The following is a 19,276-nucleotide window of genomic DNA, read 5'->3' as shown; positions in this document are numbered from 1 at the left end:
CGGGCCGGGCAAGGACGTGGGGGGCCGCTGGGACGCCGGGACGCCGGTGGGCCGCGCACCTGGCGCGTTCCGGAACCGTTGGGACGGCCATGGGACGCCTTTGGTGGCACAGTGTCGGCACGAGACGCCCGACCAGCGTCCGTGGGGATTCCCGAGGGGGGAACGGCCTTGTCCGCATGCCCGGAAACGGAGCGGTTCGCCGCGCTGTTGCGTTCGTTGAAGAGCCGGTCCGGCCTGAGTTACGAGGCCCTCGCCAGGAAGTCCGGCCTGGCCGGCTCGACCTTGCACCGCTACTGCCGGGGCACGTCGGTGCCCCAGGACTACGGGAGCGTGCACCGGCTGGCCACGGTCTGCGGCGCGACCCCGGACGAACTGCGCACCTTGCACCGCCTGTGGGCACTGGCGGACACGGCGCGTGCCGCCGCGGAACGGGGAGCGGTGCCGGAAGCGGCAGGGGGAGCGGAACCGGAAGCGCCCCAGGAAGCCGACCCGAAAGTCGCTCCCAAGACCGACCTGAAGGCCGATCCGAAGGCCGATCCGAAGGCGGAGGCGCCCACCAAGGCCTCGACCCCGGCCCAGGGTCAAACCCCGACCTCGGACCAGGGGCTGGCATCAACCCCGGACCAGGGACCGGCCCAGACCCCTGCCCAGACCCCTGCCCCGGCCCCGGGCGACGACCGGGCACCGGAGCAGCCCACCCCCGATGCGGCATCCGGTCCCGCGCGCCGGCCGCGCCGGCACCGGCTGCGCGCCACCGTCGTCGTCGCGGTCCTCGCCGCCGTCACGGTCTCGGCCTGGGTGCTGTCGAGCGGCCGGTCGCCCTCCGGCGACGGTGACGCCGCCGGTGCCGGCGGCGGCCTGCGCACCGGCGAGGCGGTCCGGCCGTTGTTCTCGGCCGGCTGCCCGCCGGTGATCGCGATGGGCGAGCACGACGAGTGCGTGCGGGAGGTGCAGCGCCTGCTGCACGCCAAGGGCGCGGACATCGGCGTGGACGGGGACTTCGGCCCCCAGACCCTGCGCCGCGTCACGGCCTTCCAGGTGCTCGCCGGACTACAGCCCAACGGGGTCGTCGCGGAGCCGACGAAGGAGGCGCTGTACACCTCGCCCGTCCGGATGCGGGTGTGGTCGCCGCAGAAGGTGCGGCAGCGGGTCCGGGAGGTGTTCCCCGAGGTGCCGGACAAGGCGGTGGCCATAGCCGACTGCCAGTCCTTCCTCGACCCGCTGCACATCCTCCCCAACACCAACGGCACCCGGAACTGGGGCCTGTTCCAGATCTCCGACGCCCGGCTGCGCGAACTGGGCGGCACACCGCGTGAGGCCCTGGACCCGGAGTGGAACATCCGGGCGGCCCGGAAGCTGTGGAGCCGGGACCGCGACTTCGGCGACTGGCCCCACTGCGAACGCGCGGCCGACGCACCCCGCTCCCCGGCTCCGGAACGGACGTGATCCGTACACGACGGACACGATCCGTCAGACGGCCTCGCCCAGCCGCCGCTCAGGCCGTGGCGCCGCTGTCCACCACCAGGTCCGTGCCCACCGTCGAGGCGGCGTCGTCGGAGGCCAGGTGGAGGACCGCCGCGGCCACCTCCTCCGTCGTGGTCACGCGGCCGAGCGGGAGGGTGGACCGGGCGCGGGCCGAGCGGTCGGCGTCCGTCTCGCCCGGCTGCAGCGACATCGGTGTGTCGACGGCGCCGGGGCTGACCGCGTTGATGCGGATGCCCTCCCGGATGTGGTCGAGTGCGGCCCCTCGGGTGAGGACGGACACCGCCGCCTTGGTGGCGGCGTACGCGGCGGCGCCGGGGTGACGAGTGTGGGCGCCGAAGGTGGAGGCGATGTTGACGATCGCCCCGCCGGACGGCTGTGTGCGCATCTGGCGGATCTCGGCCCGCAGGGCGAGGAACACGCCGGTGACGTTGACGCCGAGCTGCGTGTGCCAGTCCTCCTCGGCGAGGTCCGCCAGCGGTGCTCCGCCCCGGAAGACGCCCGCGTTGTTCACCGCCACGTCCAAGGAGCCGAAGTGCTCGGCGGCGGCTGCCACCGCCGCCTCGACGTCCGCGGCCCGCGCCACGTCCGCCGTGACGGCCAGCGCCTTGCCTCCCGCGGCCTCGATCGACTCCGCGGTCTCCTCCAGTGGTTCTCCCCGACGGCCCACCACCACGACGTTCGCGCCCTCCGCCGCGAGTGCGCGGGCGATCGCGCGTCCGATGCCGGACCCGGCGCCGGTGACCAGGGCGGTGCGGTCGGTGAAGCGGGCCCGGTGCGGTGCAGTGGTCATGTGACGGTCCTTGTCTCGAAGTATCGAAATATCGAAGTGCCGAAGTGTCGAAGTGCCGAAGTGCCGAAGTGCCGAGGAGTTCTTGAACGATCGGTTCAATATCGCGGCACAGAAAAGGCACCCCGGTCGAGGTGCCTTTCAGTCCAGAAGTGCCAGGGCCTGCTCGGCCGCGTCCCTGACGCGCGCAGGGTCCGGTGAGGCCTTGCCGACCACCCGCAGGCCCTGGAGCAGGACGAGCAGCATGCGGGCCAGTGCGAGCGGGTCGCGTCCGGCGGGCAGTTCCCCCTGCGCCTGGGCGCGGACCAGCGCCGAGTGCAGCACGGTCTCCAGCTGGTCCCAGTTGCGCTTCACGCGCCGGGCGGTCGTCCGGTCGTGCGGGGCGAGTTCGGACGCCGCATTGGTGATCATGCAGCCGTTCAGGCGTTCCCGGGCGTCCGCGGCCTCCGCCGCGTACCGCCGGACGAGCTCGCGCACGGCCGGCAGCGCGGGTCCCGGCTGGGACAGCTCCCGCAGGATCGGCGGGAGTCCCGTCCGGTCGTAGCGGTCCAGCGCCTTCAGGTACAGCTCGTGCTTGTTGCCGAAGGTCGCATAGATGCTGGCGCGTCCGATGCCGAGGTGGGCGACGAGGTCGGACATCGACGTCGCCTCGTAGCCGCGCCGCCAGAACAGCTCGAGAGCTGCCTGGAGCGTGGCGTCCGGATCGAACTCCTTGGTCCTGGCCACGCAGTGCAGCCTAGGCTTTTTCAGAACGTCCGGTCAAGAAACGTCGGTCAAGAACCGTCGGTCGAGGACCTGCGGTCGGGCACCGTTGCTACGACGTCCGCACCTTGTAGGCCGTCACCCGTACCGCCTCGTCGTCCAGGCACTGCCCGGACGCCAGGTCGAAGCGCTGCTTCAGCAGGGGCGAGGCGACGAACGGGCGGCCCTGGTGGGTGCCCGTCAGGCCGCGGGAGAGGACGGCCGCGCCGGTGAAGGGGTCGCGGTTGTCGATGGCGAACAGCTCGCCGGAGCGGTCGCGGAAGATCGCGGCCTGCCGGCCGTCCGGCAGCAGTGCGGCCACCCCGCGGCCCGGGAGCAGCGTGCTCAGGTCGCAGACCGCGAACCAGTCGTCGTCCAGGGCGAGTTCGACCTTGAGGTCGGTGGTCTCCAGTGCCAGGGTCATCGCTGGGCGCTTCCTTCCAGTACGTCGGCGGGTCGCATGCCGATGGACAGCAGCGGCAGGTCGGGCTTCATCTGGTCGCGCTCGGGCACGAAGGCGACGACCGGGTCCGGGGTGTCCGGGGCGTTCACGAAGGACACGAACCGGGCGAGCTTCTCGGGGTCGTTGATGGTCTCGGCCCACTCGTCGCGGTAGTGCGCGACGTGCGCCTGCATCAGCTGCTCCAGCTCGTCGCAGATGCCGAGCGAGTCGTGGACGACGACGTCCTTCACGTGGTCGAGGCCGCCCGGGATCCGCTCCAGCCAGGTCGAGGTCCGCTCCAGGCGGTCGGCCGTACGGATGTAGAACATCAGGAACCGGTCGATCAGGCGGACCAGTTCGGCGTCCGACAGGTCCTGCGCGAGCAGGTCCGCGTGGCGCGGGGTCGCGCCGCCGTTGCCGCCGACGTAGAGGTTCCAGCCGTTGGCGGTGGCGATCACGCCGAAGTCCTTCGACTGGGCCTCGGCGCACTCGCGCTGGCAGCCGGAGACCGCCGACTTCAGCTTGTGCGGGGAGCGCAGACCCCGGTAGCGCAGTTCCAGGTCGATCGCCATGCGGACGGAGTCCTGGACGCCGTAGCGGCACCAGGTCTGCCCGACGCAGGACTTCACCGTGCGCAGCGACTTGCCGTAGGCGTGGCCGGACTCGAAACCGGCGTCCACCAAGCGCGCCCAGATCACCGGCAGTTGCTCGACGCGCGCACCGAACATGTCGATCCGCTGGCCGCCGGTGATCTTCGTGTAGAGGCCGAAGTCGCGGGCGATCTCGCCGATGACGATCAGCTTCTCCGGGGCGATCTCGCCGCCGGGGATGCGCGGGACGACCGAGTACGAGCCGTTCTTCTGGAGGTTGGCCAGGAAGTGGTCATTGGTGTCCTGGAGCGCCGCCTGCTCGCCGTCCAGGACGTAGCCGCTCGCGCCGATCGTCGGGGCGAGGGAGGCGATGATCGAGCCGACGGCCGGCTTGCAGACCTCGCAGCCGTCACCGCCCCGGGCCCCCTCGCGGCCGTGGCGGTCCAGCAGGTCCTGGTAGGTGGTGATGCGCAGCGCGAGGACGATCTCGTACAGCTCCTCGCGGGTCTGCGCGAAGCAGCCGCACAGGCCCTTGTCGACCTCGACGCCGGACGCCTCCAGCTCGGCGGTGACCAGCTGGCCGAGGACCTTGACGCAACTTCCGCAGGTCGTACCGGCCTTGGTGCACTTCTTCACCTCGGGCACGGTGGTGCACTTGTGCTCGGTGACCGCGTCGCGGATCGTGCCCTTGCGGACGTTGTTGCAGGAGCAGATGATCGCGTCGTCCGGCAGCGCGGCCGGGCCGAGCTGGGCGGGCGCCCCGGCACCGGCGGGCAGCACCAGCGACTCGGGCGACACCGGCGGGACCGAGCCGGTGAACGCCTTCAGCGTGCCGTACGCCTCCGCGTCGCCGACCAGGATGCCGCCGAGCAGCGTGCCGTCGCGGCCGATGACCAGCTTCTTGTACAGGCCCGCGCGGGAGTCGGAGTAGACGACGTCCAGGCAGTCCTCGGCGGTGCCGTGCGCGTCGCCGAAGGACGCCACGTCCACGCCGAGCAGCTTCAGCTTGGTGGACAGGTCGGCGCCGGTGAAGGACGCCTCGTCCGCGGCGATCGTGGCCGCGGCCGTCTCGGCCTGCTCGTAGCCCGGCGCCACCAGGCCGTACACCCGGCCGTCGGAGGCCAGTGCGCACTCGCCGATCGCGAAGACGTGCGGGTCGGCGACCGTACGGCACTGCTCGTCGACCGTGATGCCGCCGCGCTCGCCGACCGTCAGGCCGCAGTCGCGGGCCAGCTGGTCGCGGGGGCGGACACCGGCGGAGAACACCACCATGTCGGCGGCGAGTTCGGAGCCGTCGGAGAGCTTCATGCCGGTGACGGCGCCCTCGGCGTCGACCAGGATCTCCTGCGTGCCCACGCCCGTGTGGACGGTCAGGCCCATCTCCTCGATGGTGCGCAGCAGCGCCGCGCCACCGCCCTCGTCCACCTGGACGGGCATCAGCCGGGGCGCGAACTCCACGATGTGGGAGGTGAGTCCGAGCCCCTTCAGCGCACCGGCCGCCTCCAGCCCGAGCAGACCGCCGCCGACCACGGCACCCACCGTGGCCTTCGACTTCGCGTACTCCTCGATCGCGAGCAGGTCCTCGATGGTGCGGTAGACGAAACAGCCCTCGGCGTCCTTGCCCGGGACCGGCGGCACGAAGGGGTAGGAGCCGGTGGCGAGGACGAGGACGTCGTAGTCGAAGACCTCGCCGGACCTGGCGGTGACCTTGCGGGCCTCGCGGTCGACGGCGGTCGCCGGGTCACCGACGTACAGCTCGATGCCGTGCGTCTCGATGAACTCCATGTCCGTCATGGACAGGTCCTCGGGGGTCTTCCCCGAGAAGTACGACGTGAGCGCCACGCGGTCATAGGCCGGGCGCGGCTCCTCGCAGAGAACGACCACGCGGTGTGTGGCGGTCAGGCCGCGCGCGGCGAGCGCTTCGAGGAAGCGCTGGCCGACCATGCCGTGGCCGACGAGCACGATCGTGGGGGTGGCCTCCGTGGCCTCCGGGGTGGCGGTCATCAGGAGCCTCCATCGTTGGTGAGCAGGTGGAGCAGCGGGCCGCCGGCGGAGGGGAGCGGCTCTGCTCCCTCCCAGGCGCGGGCGAGCGCGCCGACGGTGCCGAGTTCGCCGACGAGGACCCCGCCGACCAGGCGGTCGTCGCGGACGACGACCTTGCGGTAGGTGCCGCGGGTGGCGTCGGCGAGCTGGACGACGTCGTCGCCCGGGAGCGCCTCGGTCTCGCCGAACGCGGCGAGGTCGAAGGGGCTGTCGTGCCCGTTCAGCGTGAGCCGGGTCAGGGAACGGGTGCCGGTGTAGCGGGCGTTCGCGTCACCGGCGAGCAGTTCCGCGAGCGCGTCGGCCTGTTCGAGCGCGGGAGTGGCGAGTCCGTAGAGGACGCCGTCGTGCTGGGCGCAGTCGCCGATCGCGTGGATGTACGGGTCGGAGGTGCGCAGCTCGTCGTCGACGACGACGCCCTTGCGGACGTCGAGGCCGGCGGCCTGGGCGAGGCCCACTCGCGGATGCACACCGCAGGCGACGACCACCAGATCGGCGTCGAGCGCGTATCCGTCGGCCATCTCCACGGAGCGGACGGCGCCGCCGACGCAGCGCACGTCCCGGACGCGGCACTCGGTGTGCACCTCCACGCCCAGGTCGGTGAGGTGCCGCTCGACGAGCTTCGAGGCGGCCGGGTCGAGCTGGCGCTCCATCAGCCGCTCGGACTGCTGGGCGAGCACGACCTGCGCGCCGCGCCGGGCGAGCGCCCGGGCGGCGGAGACCCCGAGGAGCCCGCCGCCGATGACGACCGCCTTCACCCCCGGGCGGAGCGCCTTGGACAGGCCCAGGCAGTCGTCCATGGTGCGGAACGCGTGGATGCCCTCGGGCAGTTCGTGGTTCTCGGTGAACAGGCCGCGCAGCGGCGGCAGCACCGGGTTGGAGCCGGTGGCGAGGACGAGCCGGCCGTATGCGATCACGGACCCGTCCGCACAGGCGACCGTCCGGCGCTCGCGGTCGATCCCGGTGATCCGGCCGCGCCTGACCTGTGCGGGTGCCGGCAGGGCGATCACCTCGGGGCTGTACCGTCCGGCCAGCACCTCGGCGAGCAGCACCCGGTTGTAGGGCCGGTGCTCCTCCTCGCCGATCAGCAGCGCGGGCGTGCCGAGCTCACCGAGCCGCCGGGCGAGCCGTACGCCCGCCAGGCCGGTGCCGATCACCACCACACGCTCATTCGAGGTCATGTCCATGAGCGTGCGGTGCCGGTGTTACCCGGCAGCATCACCTCTGTTTCCCGCGGGGAACGCTGCCCTCAGCGGACGGGGGCGGCGGGTGTGAGGCTTCCTGAGGTGCGAAGACGGCGGGCTGTGAGGGGTTCGGCGGCGCGGGGGCGGCGGGCTGCGAGGGGCGTCGCAGAGGCGGTACACCGGCCTCGCATAGGGTCGCGATCATGCCCGACATATCGCTGACCACGATCGTCCTGCTCTGCGTCGCGGCCCTCGCCGCAGGCTGGATCGACGCCGTGGTCGGCGGGGGCGGCCTCCTGCTGCTGCCCGTGCTGCTGCTCGGACTGCCGGCGAGCACCCCGGCCGCCTACGCGCTCGGCACCAACAAGGCGGTCGCCATCGTCGGCACGACGGGCGCCGCGGTGACGTACGCCCGCAAGGCACCGGTGGACGTACGCCTCGCCGTGCGCATCGGCCTCGCCGCGCTCGCGGGCTCCTCCGGGGGCGCCTTCTTCGCGGCCGGGATGAGCACCGAGGTGCTCAAGCCCGTGATCATGGTGGTGCTGCTGGGCGTGGCCGCCTTCGTGATCCTGCGGCCCGCCTTCGGCACCGCCCCGGCGACCGGCCCGGCCTCACCCCGCCGGATCCTCGCCGCGATCGGCCTCGCCGGCCTGGGCATCGGCTTCTACGACGGCCTGATCGGCCCCGGCACCGGGACGTTCCTGGTCCTCGCCCTCACCGCCGTGCTCCACCTCGACCTCGTCACCGCCTCCGCCACCGCGAAGATCGTCAACTGCTGCACCAACGCCGGCGCGCTCGCCACCTTCGCCTGGCAGGGCGCGGTCCTGTGGCAGCTGGCCGCCCTGATGGCCGTCTTCAACCTGGCGGGCGGCACCCTCGGCGCCCATACCGCCCTCAAAAAGGGCAGCGGCTTCGTCCGCGTCGTACTGCTGACGGTCGTCTTCGCCCTGGTGGGGAACCTCGCGTACGAACAGTGGCTGGCCTAGCGCCCCCGCACGTCCAGCAGCTCCACCGTCCCCGTCCCGTCCTCCTCCCCGTGCCCCAGGGCGAGCCACCGCTCCATGAGCTTCATGTACGGCGTGAGCAGCTCCGGGCTGACCCGCTGCTCCTCGGCCGTGCGCAGCAGGGTGGCGTTGCCGGCGACCTGCATCGCGAGGTTGGAGACGACGCCGCGGGTGTAGTCGCCGCTCTGCAGCTGGTCCGCGCTCTGGTGCACGGCGGGGGCCATCGCGGTCAGCCAGTCCGCGAGCAGCGGCGCGAAGTCCTTCGGCGCGATGTCCTCCGGGCGGATCAGCGCGAAGGCGTGGGTGATGCCCGCGAACATGCCGCTCATCGCGCTCAGCAGCGCCACGTCGTGCAGGGCGGCGAAACCCGGGTCGGCTCCGACGTAGCGGGTGCCGGCCGGGACGCCCAGGGTGGCGCGGTGCTCCTCGAACAGCTCGGGGGAGCCGCTGTAGAAGACGTATCCGCCGGAGTCGGGGGCGCCGATCATGGGCGGGACGGCCATGATCCCGGCGTCCAGGAAGCGCGCGCCGCGCGCCTCGGCCCAGGCGGCCCGCGCCCGTCCCTCGGCCGGGGTGCCGGTGGTGAGGTTCACCAGGTCCCGCCCGGCGAGATCGGCCCCGTCGAGGGCCTCGCCCACCGAGGCGTCGTCCAGGAGGCAGACGATCACCAGGCGGTTCGCCGCCACGGCGTCGGCGGCGCTCGCGGCGACCGTGGCGCCCTCGGCGGCGAGGGGCTCGGTCCGGGCGGCGGTGCGGTTCCAGACGGTCACCTCGTGCCCGGCGGCCAGCCATACGCGTGCGAGGGCGGTGCCCATGGCACCGGTGCCGAGAAGGGTGAGAGAGGTACGGGGAACAACTGCGTTATCGGTCATGGCGATTAGGCTCGTCGCAGGGGAAGCGCCTGCTCAAGTACGTACTTCGAAGTGGGTGGTTACCACGGGGGAAGAGTCCAGGCAGGCGAAGGGGGAGGAGACCGGGCATGGGAACGACGGGACGGCGGCCGGGCGCGTACGTCTGCGGGATCGACGCGGCGATGGACGTGATCGGTGGCAAGTGGAAGGTGCTGATCCTCTGGGCGCTGCACGAGCGGCCCTGCCGCTTCGGCGAGCTGCGCCGGGAACTGCCCGGTGTCACCGAGAAGGTGCTCGCCTCGCAGCTGCGGGAGATGGAGGCCGACGGCCTGGTGCACCGCGAGGCGTACGACGAGGTGCCGCCGCGCGTGGAGTACTCGCTGACGCCCCGGGGCATGTCCCTGAACGAGGCACTGGAACCGCTGGGGGCCTGGGGGAGGGCCAACGTCCTGTCACCGGCTCCCGGTCAGATGCGCGAAGACGACGACGTTCCCCTGGTAACCGGTGCCGCGTGAGTAGGTGCCGCCGCAGGTGATGACCCGCAACTCGGGGCGGCCGGCGGCGCCGTAGACCTTCTCGTCGGGGAAGTCCTTCGCGGCGTGGACCTCCACGGCGTCCACGGTGAACACCGCGACCCCGCCGTCCCGCCGGTCCATCTCGATCGTGCTGCCCCTGGCCAGGGCGCCGAGGTCGTAGAACACGGCGGGGCCGTCGGCGTTGTCGACGTGGCCGGCCACGATCGCCGTGCCCCGCTCCCCGGGGGTCGTGCCGGCCTCGTACCAGCCGGCGAGATTCTTCTCCGCGGCGGGCGGTACGTCGAGGCTGCCGGTCCTCGTCAGGCCGAGGCCGGTCAGCGGCGCGTTCACCCCGATCGCCGGGATGCGGATCCGGTCGGGCGGTGAGGGCGGCAGCGGGGGCACGGCGGGCCGCTCACCGGCCCGGCCGTCCAGCCCGGCCCGGGCCTGTGCGGCGGACGGCTGCGGCGGGGTGTGCGTCCCGGCGCCGTCGCGCAGCAGCCACACCCCGGAGCACAGGGCGAACACCGTGACGGCGGCCATGGCGGCGTTCGCGGGATCGCGCACACCGCTGCCGAACCTGGGGAACCCGCGCATAACCCACCCTCTTCTGAGCCAGCCCCGTACCCCCTCCGGGCCGCGAGGGGCGTCGGACCCGGAGGGGAGGGGACATGCGGTACCGGCGACGGACAGCGGAGGGTGTCCGTCAGATCCCGTCGCCTCTCGCCCGGCGATGCAGGAGCCAGGTACCGCCCGCGGCGGCGACGGCGAGGGCCGCCACACCTGCCGCGGTCTGCACGGGATCGGGGCCCAGAGCGCCGCCGACCCCCGTCTTCACGCTTCCCCGGGGATGGACCTGTTCGCGCACCGGCGTCAGCGTGACCACCAGGTCCCCCGTGAGCCGCCGGCCGCTGCCGGTGCAGGTCGCGATGATCTCGTACGTTCCCGGCTGCGCGCTCGGCGGCACCTTGAACCGCCCGGTCGCGCCCGGCCCGTGCGCGTCCGGCGCCAGGCCGACGGAACCCGCCCCGACCGCGCCGGCGTCACCCGTCGCCGAGCCGCCGTCGCCGCAGGCCGTCGTGCGCACCGTGACCTGGCCGCCCGGCACGACCGAGGCCGGGGACAGCTCCAGGCCACCGGCGGACGCGCCGTACGCGGGGGCGGCGGCGAGGGCCGCGGTGGCGACGGCGAGCGCGGTACCGGTCAGCGGCGGGGCGATACGTCGCATCGGTGCTCCTTCGAGCGGTTCGGTCGGCGCCTGCCCTTCCGAGGTAACGGGCAGCGGGACGACCGCGCTTGCTGAAAGGGCGTCAGAATTGGGGTGAATGGGTGTCGGGCAGGGCCGAACCGGCTGCCTTCGTTGGCCGTTTCGGCAGGTCACGGGCGTTCGGCGGGCGAGGTGGGGAAAAGCGCGGGGAGCGCGTGTGAACGGGTGACCCCGGATGCGCGCGGCCGGTGCTTGACCTCAAGTTTGGTTGAGGTACGAGGCTGTGCCGCATGAAGACAACCGCTACGGATCCAGCCGCCCCGCCGCGGACCGCCGCCGACCCGCTCCGGCTGACCCTCGTCGTGGGCAGCAACCGGCACGGCCGCTTCGGCCCCGTCGTCGCCGACTGGCTCCTCGGCCGCATCCGGGACCGGGACGACCTGGTCGCCGAGGTCGTGGACGTCGCCGAGGCCGCGCTGCCGATGTCCCTCGAACCGACCGAGGAGGCGACCACCGCGCTGTCCGGCATCACCCCGAAGCTGGCCCGCGCGGACGCGTTCGTGGTCCTCACTCCCGAGTACAACCACTCCTTCCCGGCGGGCCTGAAGAACCTCGTCGACTGGCACTTCACCGAATGGCAGGCCAAGCCCGTCGGGCTCGTCTCCTACGGCGGCCTGTCCGGTGGCCTGCGCGCCGCGGAGCACCTGCGCCAGGTCTTCGCGGAGCTCCACGCCGTGACGGTCCGCGACACCGTCTCCTTCCACAACGTCGGCGCCTCCTTCGACGACCGGGGCACCCTGCGCGACCGGTCCGGCCCGGACGCGGCGGCCAAGACCATGCTGGACCAACTGGTGTGGTGGGGCCACGCGTTGCGGGAGGCCAGGGCGAAGCGGCCGTACGGGGGCTGAGCCGGCTTCAGCCGCGCACGGCCCTCACGTCCGAGTCCGCCAGTCGCCGCCCTCGATCGTCCGCCCGCGGGCCCGCAGCCGCGTGGCGACGGCGGGTGCGGCCACGTACACCCAGGCCCGGACCGCCACTCCGTCCGCCGCCCGGACGACCTTGCGCTCGACGCGTTCGTACAGGCTGCGCGGATCCCCGGGCACGTACTCCTCCAGCCGGTCCAGCTCGGCGAGCAGCCGCTCGTACGCCTCCGGCCATGCGGTCACCAGTTCCCCGCTGACCACGCCGCCGCCCGGCTCCTCGACCGCGTAGGGGTAGCCCGGCCCGGCGTAGAGCACCGCGTCCGCGAGCCGCCCCGGCTCCTCGGACCGGGTGCGGCCGCGCAGGAAGAGGTCGTGGTTGACCTCCCCCGGGCGGAGGGTGCCGTAGACGAAGAAGGGGAGGGTCACAGGAACGATTCTGCACCCTCACACACCTGCACAACGGCGCTATGGACATGCCATGTCCGCGCCGCCTTAACTCGCGGTCAACATCAACGCCGCCCCCGGTCGACCCCACGCGACCGGGTGCGCCCGTATGAGGAGACCGATGAGTCGGATACGTCATGTCCGCGGTTCCCGTCTCGCCCTCGCCGGTGTGGCCCTCACCGGCACCACCGCCCTGCTGGCCGCCGTCCTCTCCCCGGCCGCCGGCGCGGCGGACCGGCCGACCAGGTCCGGCGCGATCGAGGACGCGGAGGCGGTGCTCGCGGACCGGGCCGCCGCCCTGGGCCTCACCCCGGCCCAGAAGACGGAGGTCCGGGACGTCGTCGTCGACGAGGACGGCACCCGCCACGTCCGCTACGACCGCACCTACCACCGGCTCCCGGTCCTGGGCGGAGACTTCGTGCTCCACCTGAACCCGGACGGCACCTACCGGGGCACGACCCGCGCGACGACGTCCGCGCTCTCCCTGGCGAGCGTCACCCCGAAGGTGACCGCCCCCAGGGCCGCCGACCTCGCGGCGAACCTGCTGCGCGCCGCGCACCTCGGCGAGACCCTGAAGAAGCTGACCGCCAAGCCGCGGCTGGTCGTCGACGCCCTGCACGGCGCCCCGAAGCTGGCCTGGCAGACCGACGCGGTGGCGCACGACGAGCTCGGCAACCCGGTCGGACGCACGGTGCTGACCGACGCGACGACCGGCACCCGGATCGACGCCTGGGACACCATGGAGTCGGCCTCCGGCGACGGCAAGTCCCTCTACGGCGGCACGGTCCCGCTGGAGACGACGGCGTCCGGCTCGTCGTACCGGCTCAAGGACGCGACACGCGGCGGCACCTACACCGGCGACGCCGAGAACAAGACGGACCAGTGCCTGCTGACCATCTGTCTGACCCGCGCCCCCGCGACGCTCTTCACGGACGCCGACAACCACTGGGGGACGGGGACGGCCGCCGACCGGTCCACGGCCGCGGTCGACGCCCAGTACGGCACCGACGTCACCTGGGACTACTACAAGGAGGTCCACGGCCGCGCCGGCATCGCGGGCGACGGCAAGGGCTCCTTCAACCGCGTCCACTACGGCAAGGACTACAACAACGCCTTCTGGGACGACAACTGCTTCTGCATGACCTACGGCGACGGAGACGGCAAGCTGATGGGCCCGCTGGTGTCGCTGGACGTCGCCGGGCACGAGATGTCCCACGGCGTGACGTCCAAGACGGCGGCGCTGACGTACTCGGGCGAGTCCGGCGGCCTGAACGAGGCCACCTCGGACATCTTCGGCACGCTGGTGGAGTTCCACGCGGCCAACTCCGAGGACCGGGGCGACTGGCTCATCGGTGAGAAAGTCGTCCGCTCCGGCCTGGGCCGCGAGGCCCTGCGCTTCATGGACAAGCCGTCGAAGGACGGCAAGTCGGCGGACTGCTGGAACCCGAAGCTCGGCGACCTCGACGTGCACTACTCCTCGGGCGTCGGCAACCACTTCGCCTACCTGCTCGCGGAGGGCAGCGGCAGCAAGACCGTCAACGGCGTCGCCTACACCTCCCCGACCTGTGACGGCTCCACGGTGAACGGCATCGGCCGGGCCGCCCTGGGCAAAATCTGGTACCGCGCGCTGACGGTCTACATGACGTCCTCGACGGACTACGCGGACGCCCGCACGGCGACCCTGAGCGCGGCCAAGGACCTCTACGGCGCCGACAGCACCGAGCAGAAGGCGGTCGCCGCGGCCTGGAAGGCCGTCGCAGTGAGCTGACCCCTACCGCTCGACGGCCTCCAGCCGCACCGCGCACGCCTTGAACTCCGGCATCCGGGAGGTCGGGTCGAGCGCGGGGTTGGTGAGGGTGTTGGCGCGGCCCTCGCCCGGCCAGTGGAAGGGCATGAAGACGGTGTCGGGCCGGATGGCGTTCGTGATCCTCGCGGGCGCGACGGCCCGGCCCCGCCGGGACACGACGGCCACCGGATCCCCCTCGGCCGCTCCGAGCCGGGCCGCCAGCCTCGGGTGCAGCTCGACGAACGGCCCCGGCGCGGCGGCGTTCAGCTCCGCCACGCGCCGGGTCTGCGCCCCGGACTGGTACTGCGCCACGACCCGCCCGGTGGTGAGCAGCACGGGGTACTCGTCGTCCGGCTCCTCGGCGATCGCGCGGTGCGACACGGGAACGAACCGGGCCCGGCCGTCGGGGGTGGCGAAACGGTCCAGGAAGAGGCGGGGTGTGCCCGGGTGCGCGGCAGGTGTCTCCCCGGCGGGGTCACCGGCCGCCTCCACCGCCGCCGGACAGGGCCAGAACACCCCGTTCTCCTCCGCCAGCCTCCGGTAGGTGATCCCCGAGTAGTCCGCCGCCCCGCCCGCCGACGCCCGCCGCAGCTCCTCGAAGACCTCCTCCGGGTCGGTCGGGAAGCCCTTCTCCACGCCCAGCCGGGCGGCGAGTTCGTGCAGCACCTCAAGGTCGCTGCGGATGCCCTCGGGCGGGGTGATCGCCCGGCGCCGCAGCAGGACCCTGCCCTCCAGGTTGGTCGTCGTGCCCGTTTCCTCGGCCCACTGGGTGACCGGCAGGACCACGTCCGCGAGCGACGCCGTCTCCGACAGCACCACGTCGCAGACCGCCAGGAAGTCCAGCGACCTGATCCGCTCCTCGATGTGCGCGGCCCGCGGCGCCGACACCACCGGGTTCGACGCCATCAGCAGCAGCGACCTGATGTCGGTGCCCAGCGCGTCCAGCAGCTCGTACGCGCTGCGCCCCGGCCCGGGCAGACTGTCCGGGTCGACGCCCCACACCTCGGCGACGTGCGCCCGCGCGGCCGGGTCGTCGAGCTTGCGGTAGCCGGGCAACTGGTCGGCCTTCTGCCCGTGTTCACGCCCGCCCTGCCCGTTGCCCTGCCCGGTCAGACAGCCGTACCCGGACAGCGGGCGGCCCGCCCGGCCGGTCGCCAGGCACAGGTTGATCCACGCGCCCACGGTGTCGGTGCCCTTGGACTGCTGTTCGGGCCCCCGGGCGGTGAGCACCATCGCCGACTCCGGCTCGCAGAACAGCCGTACCGTCTCCCGCAGTTGTGGAACGGACACCCCCGTGATCCGCTCCACGTACTCCGGCCAGTGCGCCATCGCCGCCGCCCGGGCGTCCTCCCAGCCGGCCGTGCGCTCACCGACGTACCCCTCGTCCACCCGGCCCTCGGCGATCACCAGGTGCAGCAGGCCCAGGGCGAGAGCCAGGTCCGTGCCCGGCCGGGGCGCCAGGTGCAGGTCCGCCTGCTCGGCGGTCTTGGTGCGGCGCGGGTCGATCACGATGAGCGTGCCGCCGTTCTCCTTCAGCTCGGTGAAGAACCGCAGCGACGGCGGCATGGTCTCCGCGAGGTTCGACCCGACGAGGATCACGCAGCCGGACTTCGGGATGTCCTCCAGCGGGAACGGCAGCCCCCGGTCGAGCCCGAACGCCTTGATGCCCGCTGCGGCCGCCGACGACATGCAGAAACGGCCGTTGTAGTCGATCTGCGAGGTGCCGAGCACGACCCGCGCGAACTTGCCGAGCGTGTACGCCTTCTCGTTCGTCAGCCCGCCTCCGCCGAACACCCCGACCGCGTCCGGCCCGTGCTCCGCGCGCGTACGGCCCAGCCCCGCGGCGATCCTCTCCAGCGCCTCGTCCCAGGAGGCGGGCACCAGGGTGCCGCCCTCGTCGCGCACCAACGGGGAGGTCAGACGGACGTTGCTCGCGAGCACCGCCGCTGATGTGCGCCCCTTGCCGCACAGGGCTCCCCGGTTCACCGGGAAGTCCGTGCGCTCGCTCACCTCGACGGTCCCGTCCGGCGCGGGCGTCAGGTTCATCCCGCACTGCAGGGCGCAGTACGGGCAGTGCGTGGGCGTCACGGTGCTCTGCATACCGTTCAGCGTGCGTCGGCCGTGTTACGCCCGGGACGGTTCCCTGTTACGCGGCCGGGACGGCAACCTCCCCGCCACCGGCCCGCCCGCGTGAGGCAGCAGCCCCTGGCCCGGCCGGGCACAGGCCCGCCCTCCTACAGGTCGTCGCCGACCGCCACGTACGTTGCCTTTGGGACGAGGAACGCCACATGTGGCTCATTGCGTTCCTTTCTTGGCCGATCCGACCTCGTTGAGAGTTGAACCAGCAGCACTACGCTCTGGCTACGCGCAGCGCTCGCACGACTCCGCACGGCGTTCGACACCCGGGCATGCCCGCCGCTCACGGCAGCATCCACCCGCGGCCGGCCCGCGGGTGGCAATCCGATCTCGAAACAGCCAGGAGGCCATCCGATCATGCCTCTGCGCCACTTGACCCCACACGACCAGCAGCTCTTCCGGCAGTACGGCCGGGGCCCCACCGTCCCCGTCCCCGACCCGCTCCTGCACCACGCCGTCGCCCGGCACGCCAGGGCCACCCCGCACGCCGTGGCCGCCGAACACCAGGGCGCCCGCATCACCTACGGGGAGCTCGACCGGTACGCCGATGCCCTCGCCGCCCGCCTGGTCCGCGAGGGCATCCGCCCCGGCGACCACGTCGGCCTGTTCGTCCGCCGCTCGATCCCGATGCTGGTCGGCCTGCTCGGCATCCTGAAGGCCGGCGCCGCCTACGTCCCGCAGGACATCGGCCTCGCGCCCCCGGCCCAGCTCACCCACGTCATCCGCACCGCCCGCACCCGGGTCGTCCTCACGGCCGCGGAGCACGTCCACCGCGTGCCCCTGCCGGACGGCCATCTGCTGCTCCCGCTCGACGAACCGCTGCCGCACGCCCCGGCCCCACGCGTCCGCGTCACCGGCGACGACGGCTGCTACGTGCTGTTCACCTCCGGCACCACCGGCCGCCCCAACGGCGTGAAGGTCACCCACCGCAACGTCGCCAACCTCCTGCTCACCGCCCCGGGCGGCCTCGGCGTCCGGCCCGGCGACCGGGTCGCCCAGCTCCTCAACATCGCCTTCGACATGGCCGCCTGGGAGATCCTCGGCTGCCTCGCCCAGGGCGGCACGCTCGTCATCCGCGGCAAGGACCTCGCCGCGGCGGCCCGCACCGCGGACGTGCTGATCGCGACCCCGACCGTGCTCTCCGGCCTCGACCCGGCCGCCTGCCCCCGGGTACGCACGGTCGCCGTCGCGGGGGAGCCCTGCCCGCGCCCGCTGGCCGACCGGTGGGCCCGGCAGGCCGCCTTCTTCAACTGCTGCGGCCCCACGGAGACCACGATCGTCAACACGATGAGCCGCCACGACCCGTCCGCCCCGCTGCTCACCATCGGCCGCCCCACCCCCAACAACACGGTGTACGTCCTCGACGCCGACCGCCGCCCCCTGCCGGTCGGCGAGGTGGGCGAGATGTGGGCCGGCGGCGACTGCGTCTCCGCCGGCTACCTCGGCGACGACGCCCTCAACGCCGAGCGCTACGCCCCCGACCCGTTCCTCGGCGGCGGCCGGCGCATGTTCCGCACCCGCGACCTCGGCCGCTGGACCGCCGGGGGCGAGCTGGAGCACCTCGGCCGCACCGACGACCAGGTCAAGGTGCGCGGCTTCCGCGTCGAGCTGGACTCCGTCTCCTCGGTCCTGGAGTCGGCCGCCGGCTGCACCCGGGCCGTCACCCTGAAACGCGACGCCCGGACCCTGGTCTCCTTCGTCTGCCCGGCCGACGTCGACCCGGACGCGGCGCGCCGCGCGGTCGCGGACGCCCTGCCCTACTACTGCGTCCCCGAGCGGATCCTGCCGCTCGCGTTCCTCCCCGAGACCGACCGCGGCAAGGTCGACAAACAGGCGCTGCTGCACATGATCGAGGAGCGCGTGGCGGTGGCGCGATGACCACGTCCCCGCCCCGGAACCACCAGGCCACCGGCGGGCTCCCGCCTCTCCTGCCCGCTCCCCGCCGCCTGCTCAAGCACCCCCGCCTGATGCACTACAACCGGCTCGCGGCCCTGGTGCTCCTCGCCAACGCGGCGTGCGCCTGGACCCTGTGGCCCCTGTCTGCCGCCACCCTCGGGCACGCGGCCCTCGCCAACCTCGCCCTCGCCGTCGTCGTCCGCCAGCAGTACGTCATCAACCTGCTGTTCCGCCTGGCGACCTCGGCGCCGACCAGCTGGCCGCTGCGGGTCCGCTGGACGCTCGGCAAGGTCTACCACTTCGGCGGACTGCACGTCGGCGGGGCGCTGGCGGGCACGGCCTGGTTCCTGGCCCTGACGGTCACGACACCCGGCGGCCCCCTCAGGGCCGTGGGCTGGACCCTGATCGCCCTCCTCGCCCTGATCATCGCCACCGCCCTGCCGCCCTTCCGCTCCCGCCACCACGACCACTTCGAGAAGATCCACCGCTTCGGCGGCTGGACGGCCCTGGCCCTGTTCTGGACGCACACGCTGCTGGCGTCGCCGGGTCCCTGGGAGGTCGGCACGCTCGCGGTGGTCACCTTCAGCGTCGCCCTGCCCTGGCTCCGGCTGCGCAGGGTGGACGTCCGCCTCGAACGTCCCTCCTCCCACGTGGTGCTGGCCCGCTTCGACCACGGCGAGACCCCCTTCGCGGGCTCCTCCACCGCGATCAGCCGCAGCCCGCTGAGGGAATGGCACTCCTTCGCCAACGTCCCCGCCCCCGGCGAGCCCGGCTTCCGCCTGACCATCTCCCGGGCCGGCGACTGGACCGGCTCCTTCATCGACGACCTGCCCCGGCAGGTGTGGGTCAAGGGCATCACCACGGCCGGCGTCGCCAACATCGAGGTCCTGTTCACCAAGGTCGTCTACGTCGCCACCGGCAGCGGCATCGGCCCCTGCCTGCCCCACCTGCTCGCCGCCCAGGTGCCCTCCCGGCTGGTCTGGGCGACCCGCGACCCCCGGACGACCTACGGCGACGCCCTGGTCGACGAGATCCTCGCCGTGCAGCCGCACGCCCTGATCTGGGACACCTCCCGGCACGGCAAGCCCGACATGGTGCGACTCGCCCACGAGGCCCACCGGGACTTCGGCGCCGAGGCGGTCATCTGCATCTCCAACAAGAAGCTGACCTGGCAGGTGGTCCACGGCCTGGAACGGCGGGGGATTCCGGCGTACGGCGCGATCTGGGACTCGTAGAAGGGATGCC

The 19,276-nt window shown here is 72.9% G+C and carries 17 protein-coding genes; 7 read left to right on the top strand and 10 right to left on the bottom strand.

Features of this window, described 5'->3' with window-relative positions; all coding sequences use genetic code 11:
• Positions 1–168 precede the first annotated feature (168 nt).
• Positions 169–1,446 carry a helix-turn-helix domain-containing protein gene (locus OO68_RS01915; protein WP_033306288.1) on the top strand — a complete coding sequence of 426 codons (1,278 nt, stop codon included), beginning with the start codon at positions 169–171 and terminating at the stop codon, positions 1,444–1,446.
• 49 nt (positions 1,447–1,495) lie between these two features.
• Here the strand turns inward: OO68_RS01915 and OO68_RS01910 are convergent, their stop codons facing one another.
• The 5 genes from OO68_RS01910 to OO68_RS01890 all read right to left on the bottom strand — a co-directional run bounded on the left by OO68_RS01910 (position 1,496) and on the right by OO68_RS01890 (position 7,266).
• Positions 1,496–2,275: an SDR family NAD(P)-dependent oxidoreductase gene (locus tag OO68_RS01910; RefSeq protein ID WP_033306287.1), complete on the bottom strand. Its 780-nt coding sequence runs from the start codon at positions 2,273–2,275 to the stop codon at positions 1,496–1,498.
• A gap of 138 nt (positions 2,276–2,413) precedes the next feature.
• Entirely contained in the window at positions 2,414–2,998 is a 585-nt protein-coding gene (locus OO68_RS01905) for a TetR/AcrR family transcriptional regulator (protein ID WP_033306286.1), read from the bottom strand.
• 88 nt (positions 2,999–3,086) lie between these two features.
• Positions 3,087–3,437: a nitrite reductase small subunit NirD gene (gene nirD, locus OO68_RS01900; protein ID WP_033306285.1), complete on the bottom strand. Its 351-nt coding sequence runs from the start codon at positions 3,435–3,437 to the stop codon at positions 3,087–3,089.
• Positions 3,434–6,049, bottom strand: coding sequence for a nitrite reductase large subunit NirB (gene nirB, locus OO68_RS01895; RefSeq protein ID WP_033306284.1), 2,616 nt, complete (start codon positions 6,047–6,049; stop codon positions 3,434–3,436). Before nirB ends, nirD begins: the two co-directional genes overlap by 4 nt.
• On the bottom strand, positions 6,049–7,266 hold the full coding sequence (locus tag OO68_RS01890) for an NAD(P)/FAD-dependent oxidoreductase (protein ID WP_033306465.1): 1,218 nt from the start codon (positions 7,264–7,266) through the stop codon (positions 6,049–6,051). Before OO68_RS01890 ends, nirB begins: the two co-directional genes overlap by 1 nt.
• A 206-nt stretch (positions 7,267–7,472) precedes the next feature.
• Here OO68_RS01890 and OO68_RS01885 point away from each other — a divergent pair, with 206 nt between their 5' ends.
• Complete coding sequence (locus OO68_RS01885) at positions 7,473–8,255, top strand: sulfite exporter TauE/SafE family protein (protein WP_033306283.1); 783 nt, start codon at positions 7,473–7,475, stop codon at positions 8,253–8,255.
• Here the strand turns inward: OO68_RS01885 and OO68_RS01880 are convergent.
• Positions 8,252–9,145: an NAD(P)-dependent oxidoreductase gene (locus OO68_RS01880; protein ID WP_033306282.1), complete on the bottom strand. Its 894-nt coding sequence runs from the start codon at positions 9,143–9,145 to the stop codon at positions 8,252–8,254. The genes OO68_RS01885 and OO68_RS01880 overlap by 4 nt on opposite strands.
• A 107-nt stretch (positions 9,146–9,252) precedes the next feature.
• Between OO68_RS01880 and OO68_RS01875 the strand changes: the two genes are divergently transcribed.
• Positions 9,253–9,639 carry a winged helix-turn-helix transcriptional regulator gene (locus tag OO68_RS01875; RefSeq protein WP_033306281.1) on the top strand — a complete coding sequence of 129 codons (387 nt, stop codon included), beginning with the start codon at positions 9,253–9,255 and terminating at the stop codon, positions 9,637–9,639.
• Here the strand turns inward: OO68_RS01875 and OO68_RS01870 are convergent.
• Together OO68_RS01870 and OO68_RS01865 are read right to left on the bottom strand one after the other, a co-directional pair.
• Positions 9,577–10,236: a class F sortase gene (locus OO68_RS01870; RefSeq protein WP_051814283.1), complete on the bottom strand. Its 660-nt coding sequence runs from the start codon at positions 10,234–10,236 to the stop codon at positions 9,577–9,579. The genes OO68_RS01875 and OO68_RS01870 overlap by 63 nt on opposite strands.
• 109 nt (positions 10,237–10,345) lie before the next feature.
• Positions 10,346–10,867 carry a GVDTG sorting domain-containing protein gene (locus OO68_RS01865; RefSeq protein ID WP_033306280.1) on the bottom strand — a complete coding sequence of 174 codons (522 nt, stop codon included), beginning with the start codon at positions 10,865–10,867 and terminating at the stop codon, positions 10,346–10,348.
• 269 nt (positions 10,868–11,136) lie between these two features.
• Between OO68_RS01865 and OO68_RS01860 the strand changes: the two genes are divergently transcribed.
• Positions 11,137–11,754, top strand: coding sequence for an NADPH-dependent FMN reductase (locus tag OO68_RS01860; RefSeq protein ID WP_051814281.1), 618 nt, complete (start codon positions 11,137–11,139; stop codon positions 11,752–11,754).
• A 24-nt stretch (positions 11,755–11,778) separates the two neighbouring features.
• Here the strand turns inward: OO68_RS01860 and OO68_RS01855 are convergent, their stop codons facing one another.
• Positions 11,779–12,195: a gamma-glutamylcyclotransferase family protein gene (locus tag OO68_RS01855; protein ID WP_033306279.1), complete on the bottom strand. Its 417-nt coding sequence runs from the start codon at positions 12,193–12,195 to the stop codon at positions 11,779–11,781.
• Positions 12,196–12,334: 139 nt separating this feature from the next.
• Between OO68_RS01855 and OO68_RS01850 the strand changes: the two genes are divergently transcribed.
• Entirely contained in the window at positions 12,335–13,981 is a 1,647-nt protein-coding gene (locus OO68_RS01850; protein ID WP_033306278.1) for a M4 family metallopeptidase, read from the top strand.
• Positions 13,982–13,984: 3 nt separating this feature from the next.
• On the opposite strand, the gene OO68_RS01845 is transcribed toward OO68_RS01850, so the two are convergent.
• On the bottom strand, positions 13,985–16,099 hold the full coding sequence (locus OO68_RS01845; RefSeq protein ID WP_033306277.1) for a molybdopterin oxidoreductase family protein: 2,115 nt from the start codon (positions 16,097–16,099) through the stop codon (positions 13,985–13,987).
• A gap of 393 nt (positions 16,100–16,492) precedes the next feature.
• On the opposite strand from OO68_RS01845, the gene OO68_RS01840 reads away from it, so the two are divergent.
• Together OO68_RS01840 and OO68_RS01835 are read left to right on the top strand one after the other, a co-directional pair.
• Entirely contained in the window at positions 16,493–18,013 is a 1,521-nt protein-coding gene (locus tag OO68_RS01840; RefSeq protein ID WP_033306276.1) for an amino acid adenylation domain-containing protein, read from the top strand.
• Positions 18,010–19,266 (top strand): FNR domain-containing protein, encoded by a 1,257-nt coding sequence (locus OO68_RS01835; protein ID WP_033306275.1) that lies wholly within the window; start codon positions 18,010–18,012, stop codon positions 19,264–19,266. Before OO68_RS01840 ends, OO68_RS01835 begins: the two co-directional genes overlap by 4 nt.
• Positions 19,267–19,276 lie beyond the last annotated feature (10 nt).

This window comes from Streptomyces iakyrus (assembly GCF_000717055.1).
Taxonomy (GTDB): domain Bacteria; phylum Actinomycetota; class Actinomycetes; order Streptomycetales; family Streptomycetaceae; genus Streptomyces; species Streptomyces iakyrus.
This window is presented reverse-complemented; position numbering and strand designations above follow the sequence as displayed.

Excerpts from the sequence above, each read along its gene's own strand:
- OO68_RS01850 (WP_033306278.1), top strand. The coding sequence starts at position 12,335 with ATGAGTCGGATACGTCATGTCCGCGGTTCCCGTCTCGCCCTCGCCGGT.
- OO68_RS01890 (WP_033306465.1), bottom strand. The coding sequence starts at position 7,266 with ATGACCTCGAATGAGCGTGTGGTGGTGATCGGCACCGGCCTGGCGGGC.
- nirB (WP_033306284.1), bottom strand. The coding sequence starts at position 6,049 with ATGACCGCCACCCCGGAGGCCACGGAGGCCACCCCCACGATCGTGCTC.
- OO68_RS01880 (WP_033306282.1), bottom strand. The coding sequence starts at position 9,145 with ATGACCGATAACGCAGTTGTTCCCCGTACCTCTCTCACCCTTCTCGGC.
- OO68_RS01865 (WP_033306280.1), bottom strand. The coding sequence starts at position 10,867 with ATGCGACGTATCGCCCCGCCGCTGACCGGTACCGCGCTCGCCGTCGCC.
- OO68_RS01840 (WP_033306276.1), top strand. The coding sequence starts at position 16,493 with ATGCCTCTGCGCCACTTGACCCCACACGACCAGCAGCTCTTCCGGCAG.
- nirD (WP_033306285.1), bottom strand. The coding sequence starts at position 3,437 with ATGACCCTGGCACTGGAGACCACCGACCTCAAGGTCGAACTCGCCCTG.
- OO68_RS01860 (WP_051814281.1), top strand. The coding sequence starts at position 11,137 with ATGAAGACAACCGCTACGGATCCAGCCGCCCCGCCGCGGACCGCCGCC.
- OO68_RS01885 (WP_033306283.1), top strand. The coding sequence starts at position 7,473 with ATGCCCGACATATCGCTGACCACGATCGTCCTGCTCTGCGTCGCGGCC.
- OO68_RS01835 (WP_033306275.1), top strand. The coding sequence starts at position 18,010 with ATGACCACGTCCCCGCCCCGGAACCACCAGGCCACCGGCGGGCTCCCG.
- OO68_RS01845 (WP_033306277.1), bottom strand. The coding sequence starts at position 16,099 with ATGCAGAGCACCGTGACGCCCACGCACTGCCCGTACTGCGCCCTGCAG.
- OO68_RS01870 (WP_051814283.1), bottom strand. The coding sequence starts at position 10,236 with ATGCGCGGGTTCCCCAGGTTCGGCAGCGGTGTGCGCGATCCCGCGAAC.
- OO68_RS01910 (WP_033306287.1), bottom strand. The coding sequence starts at position 2,275 with ATGACCACTGCACCGCACCGGGCCCGCTTCACCGACCGCACCGCCCTG.
- OO68_RS01875 (WP_033306281.1), top strand. The coding sequence starts at position 9,253 with ATGGGAACGACGGGACGGCGGCCGGGCGCGTACGTCTGCGGGATCGAC.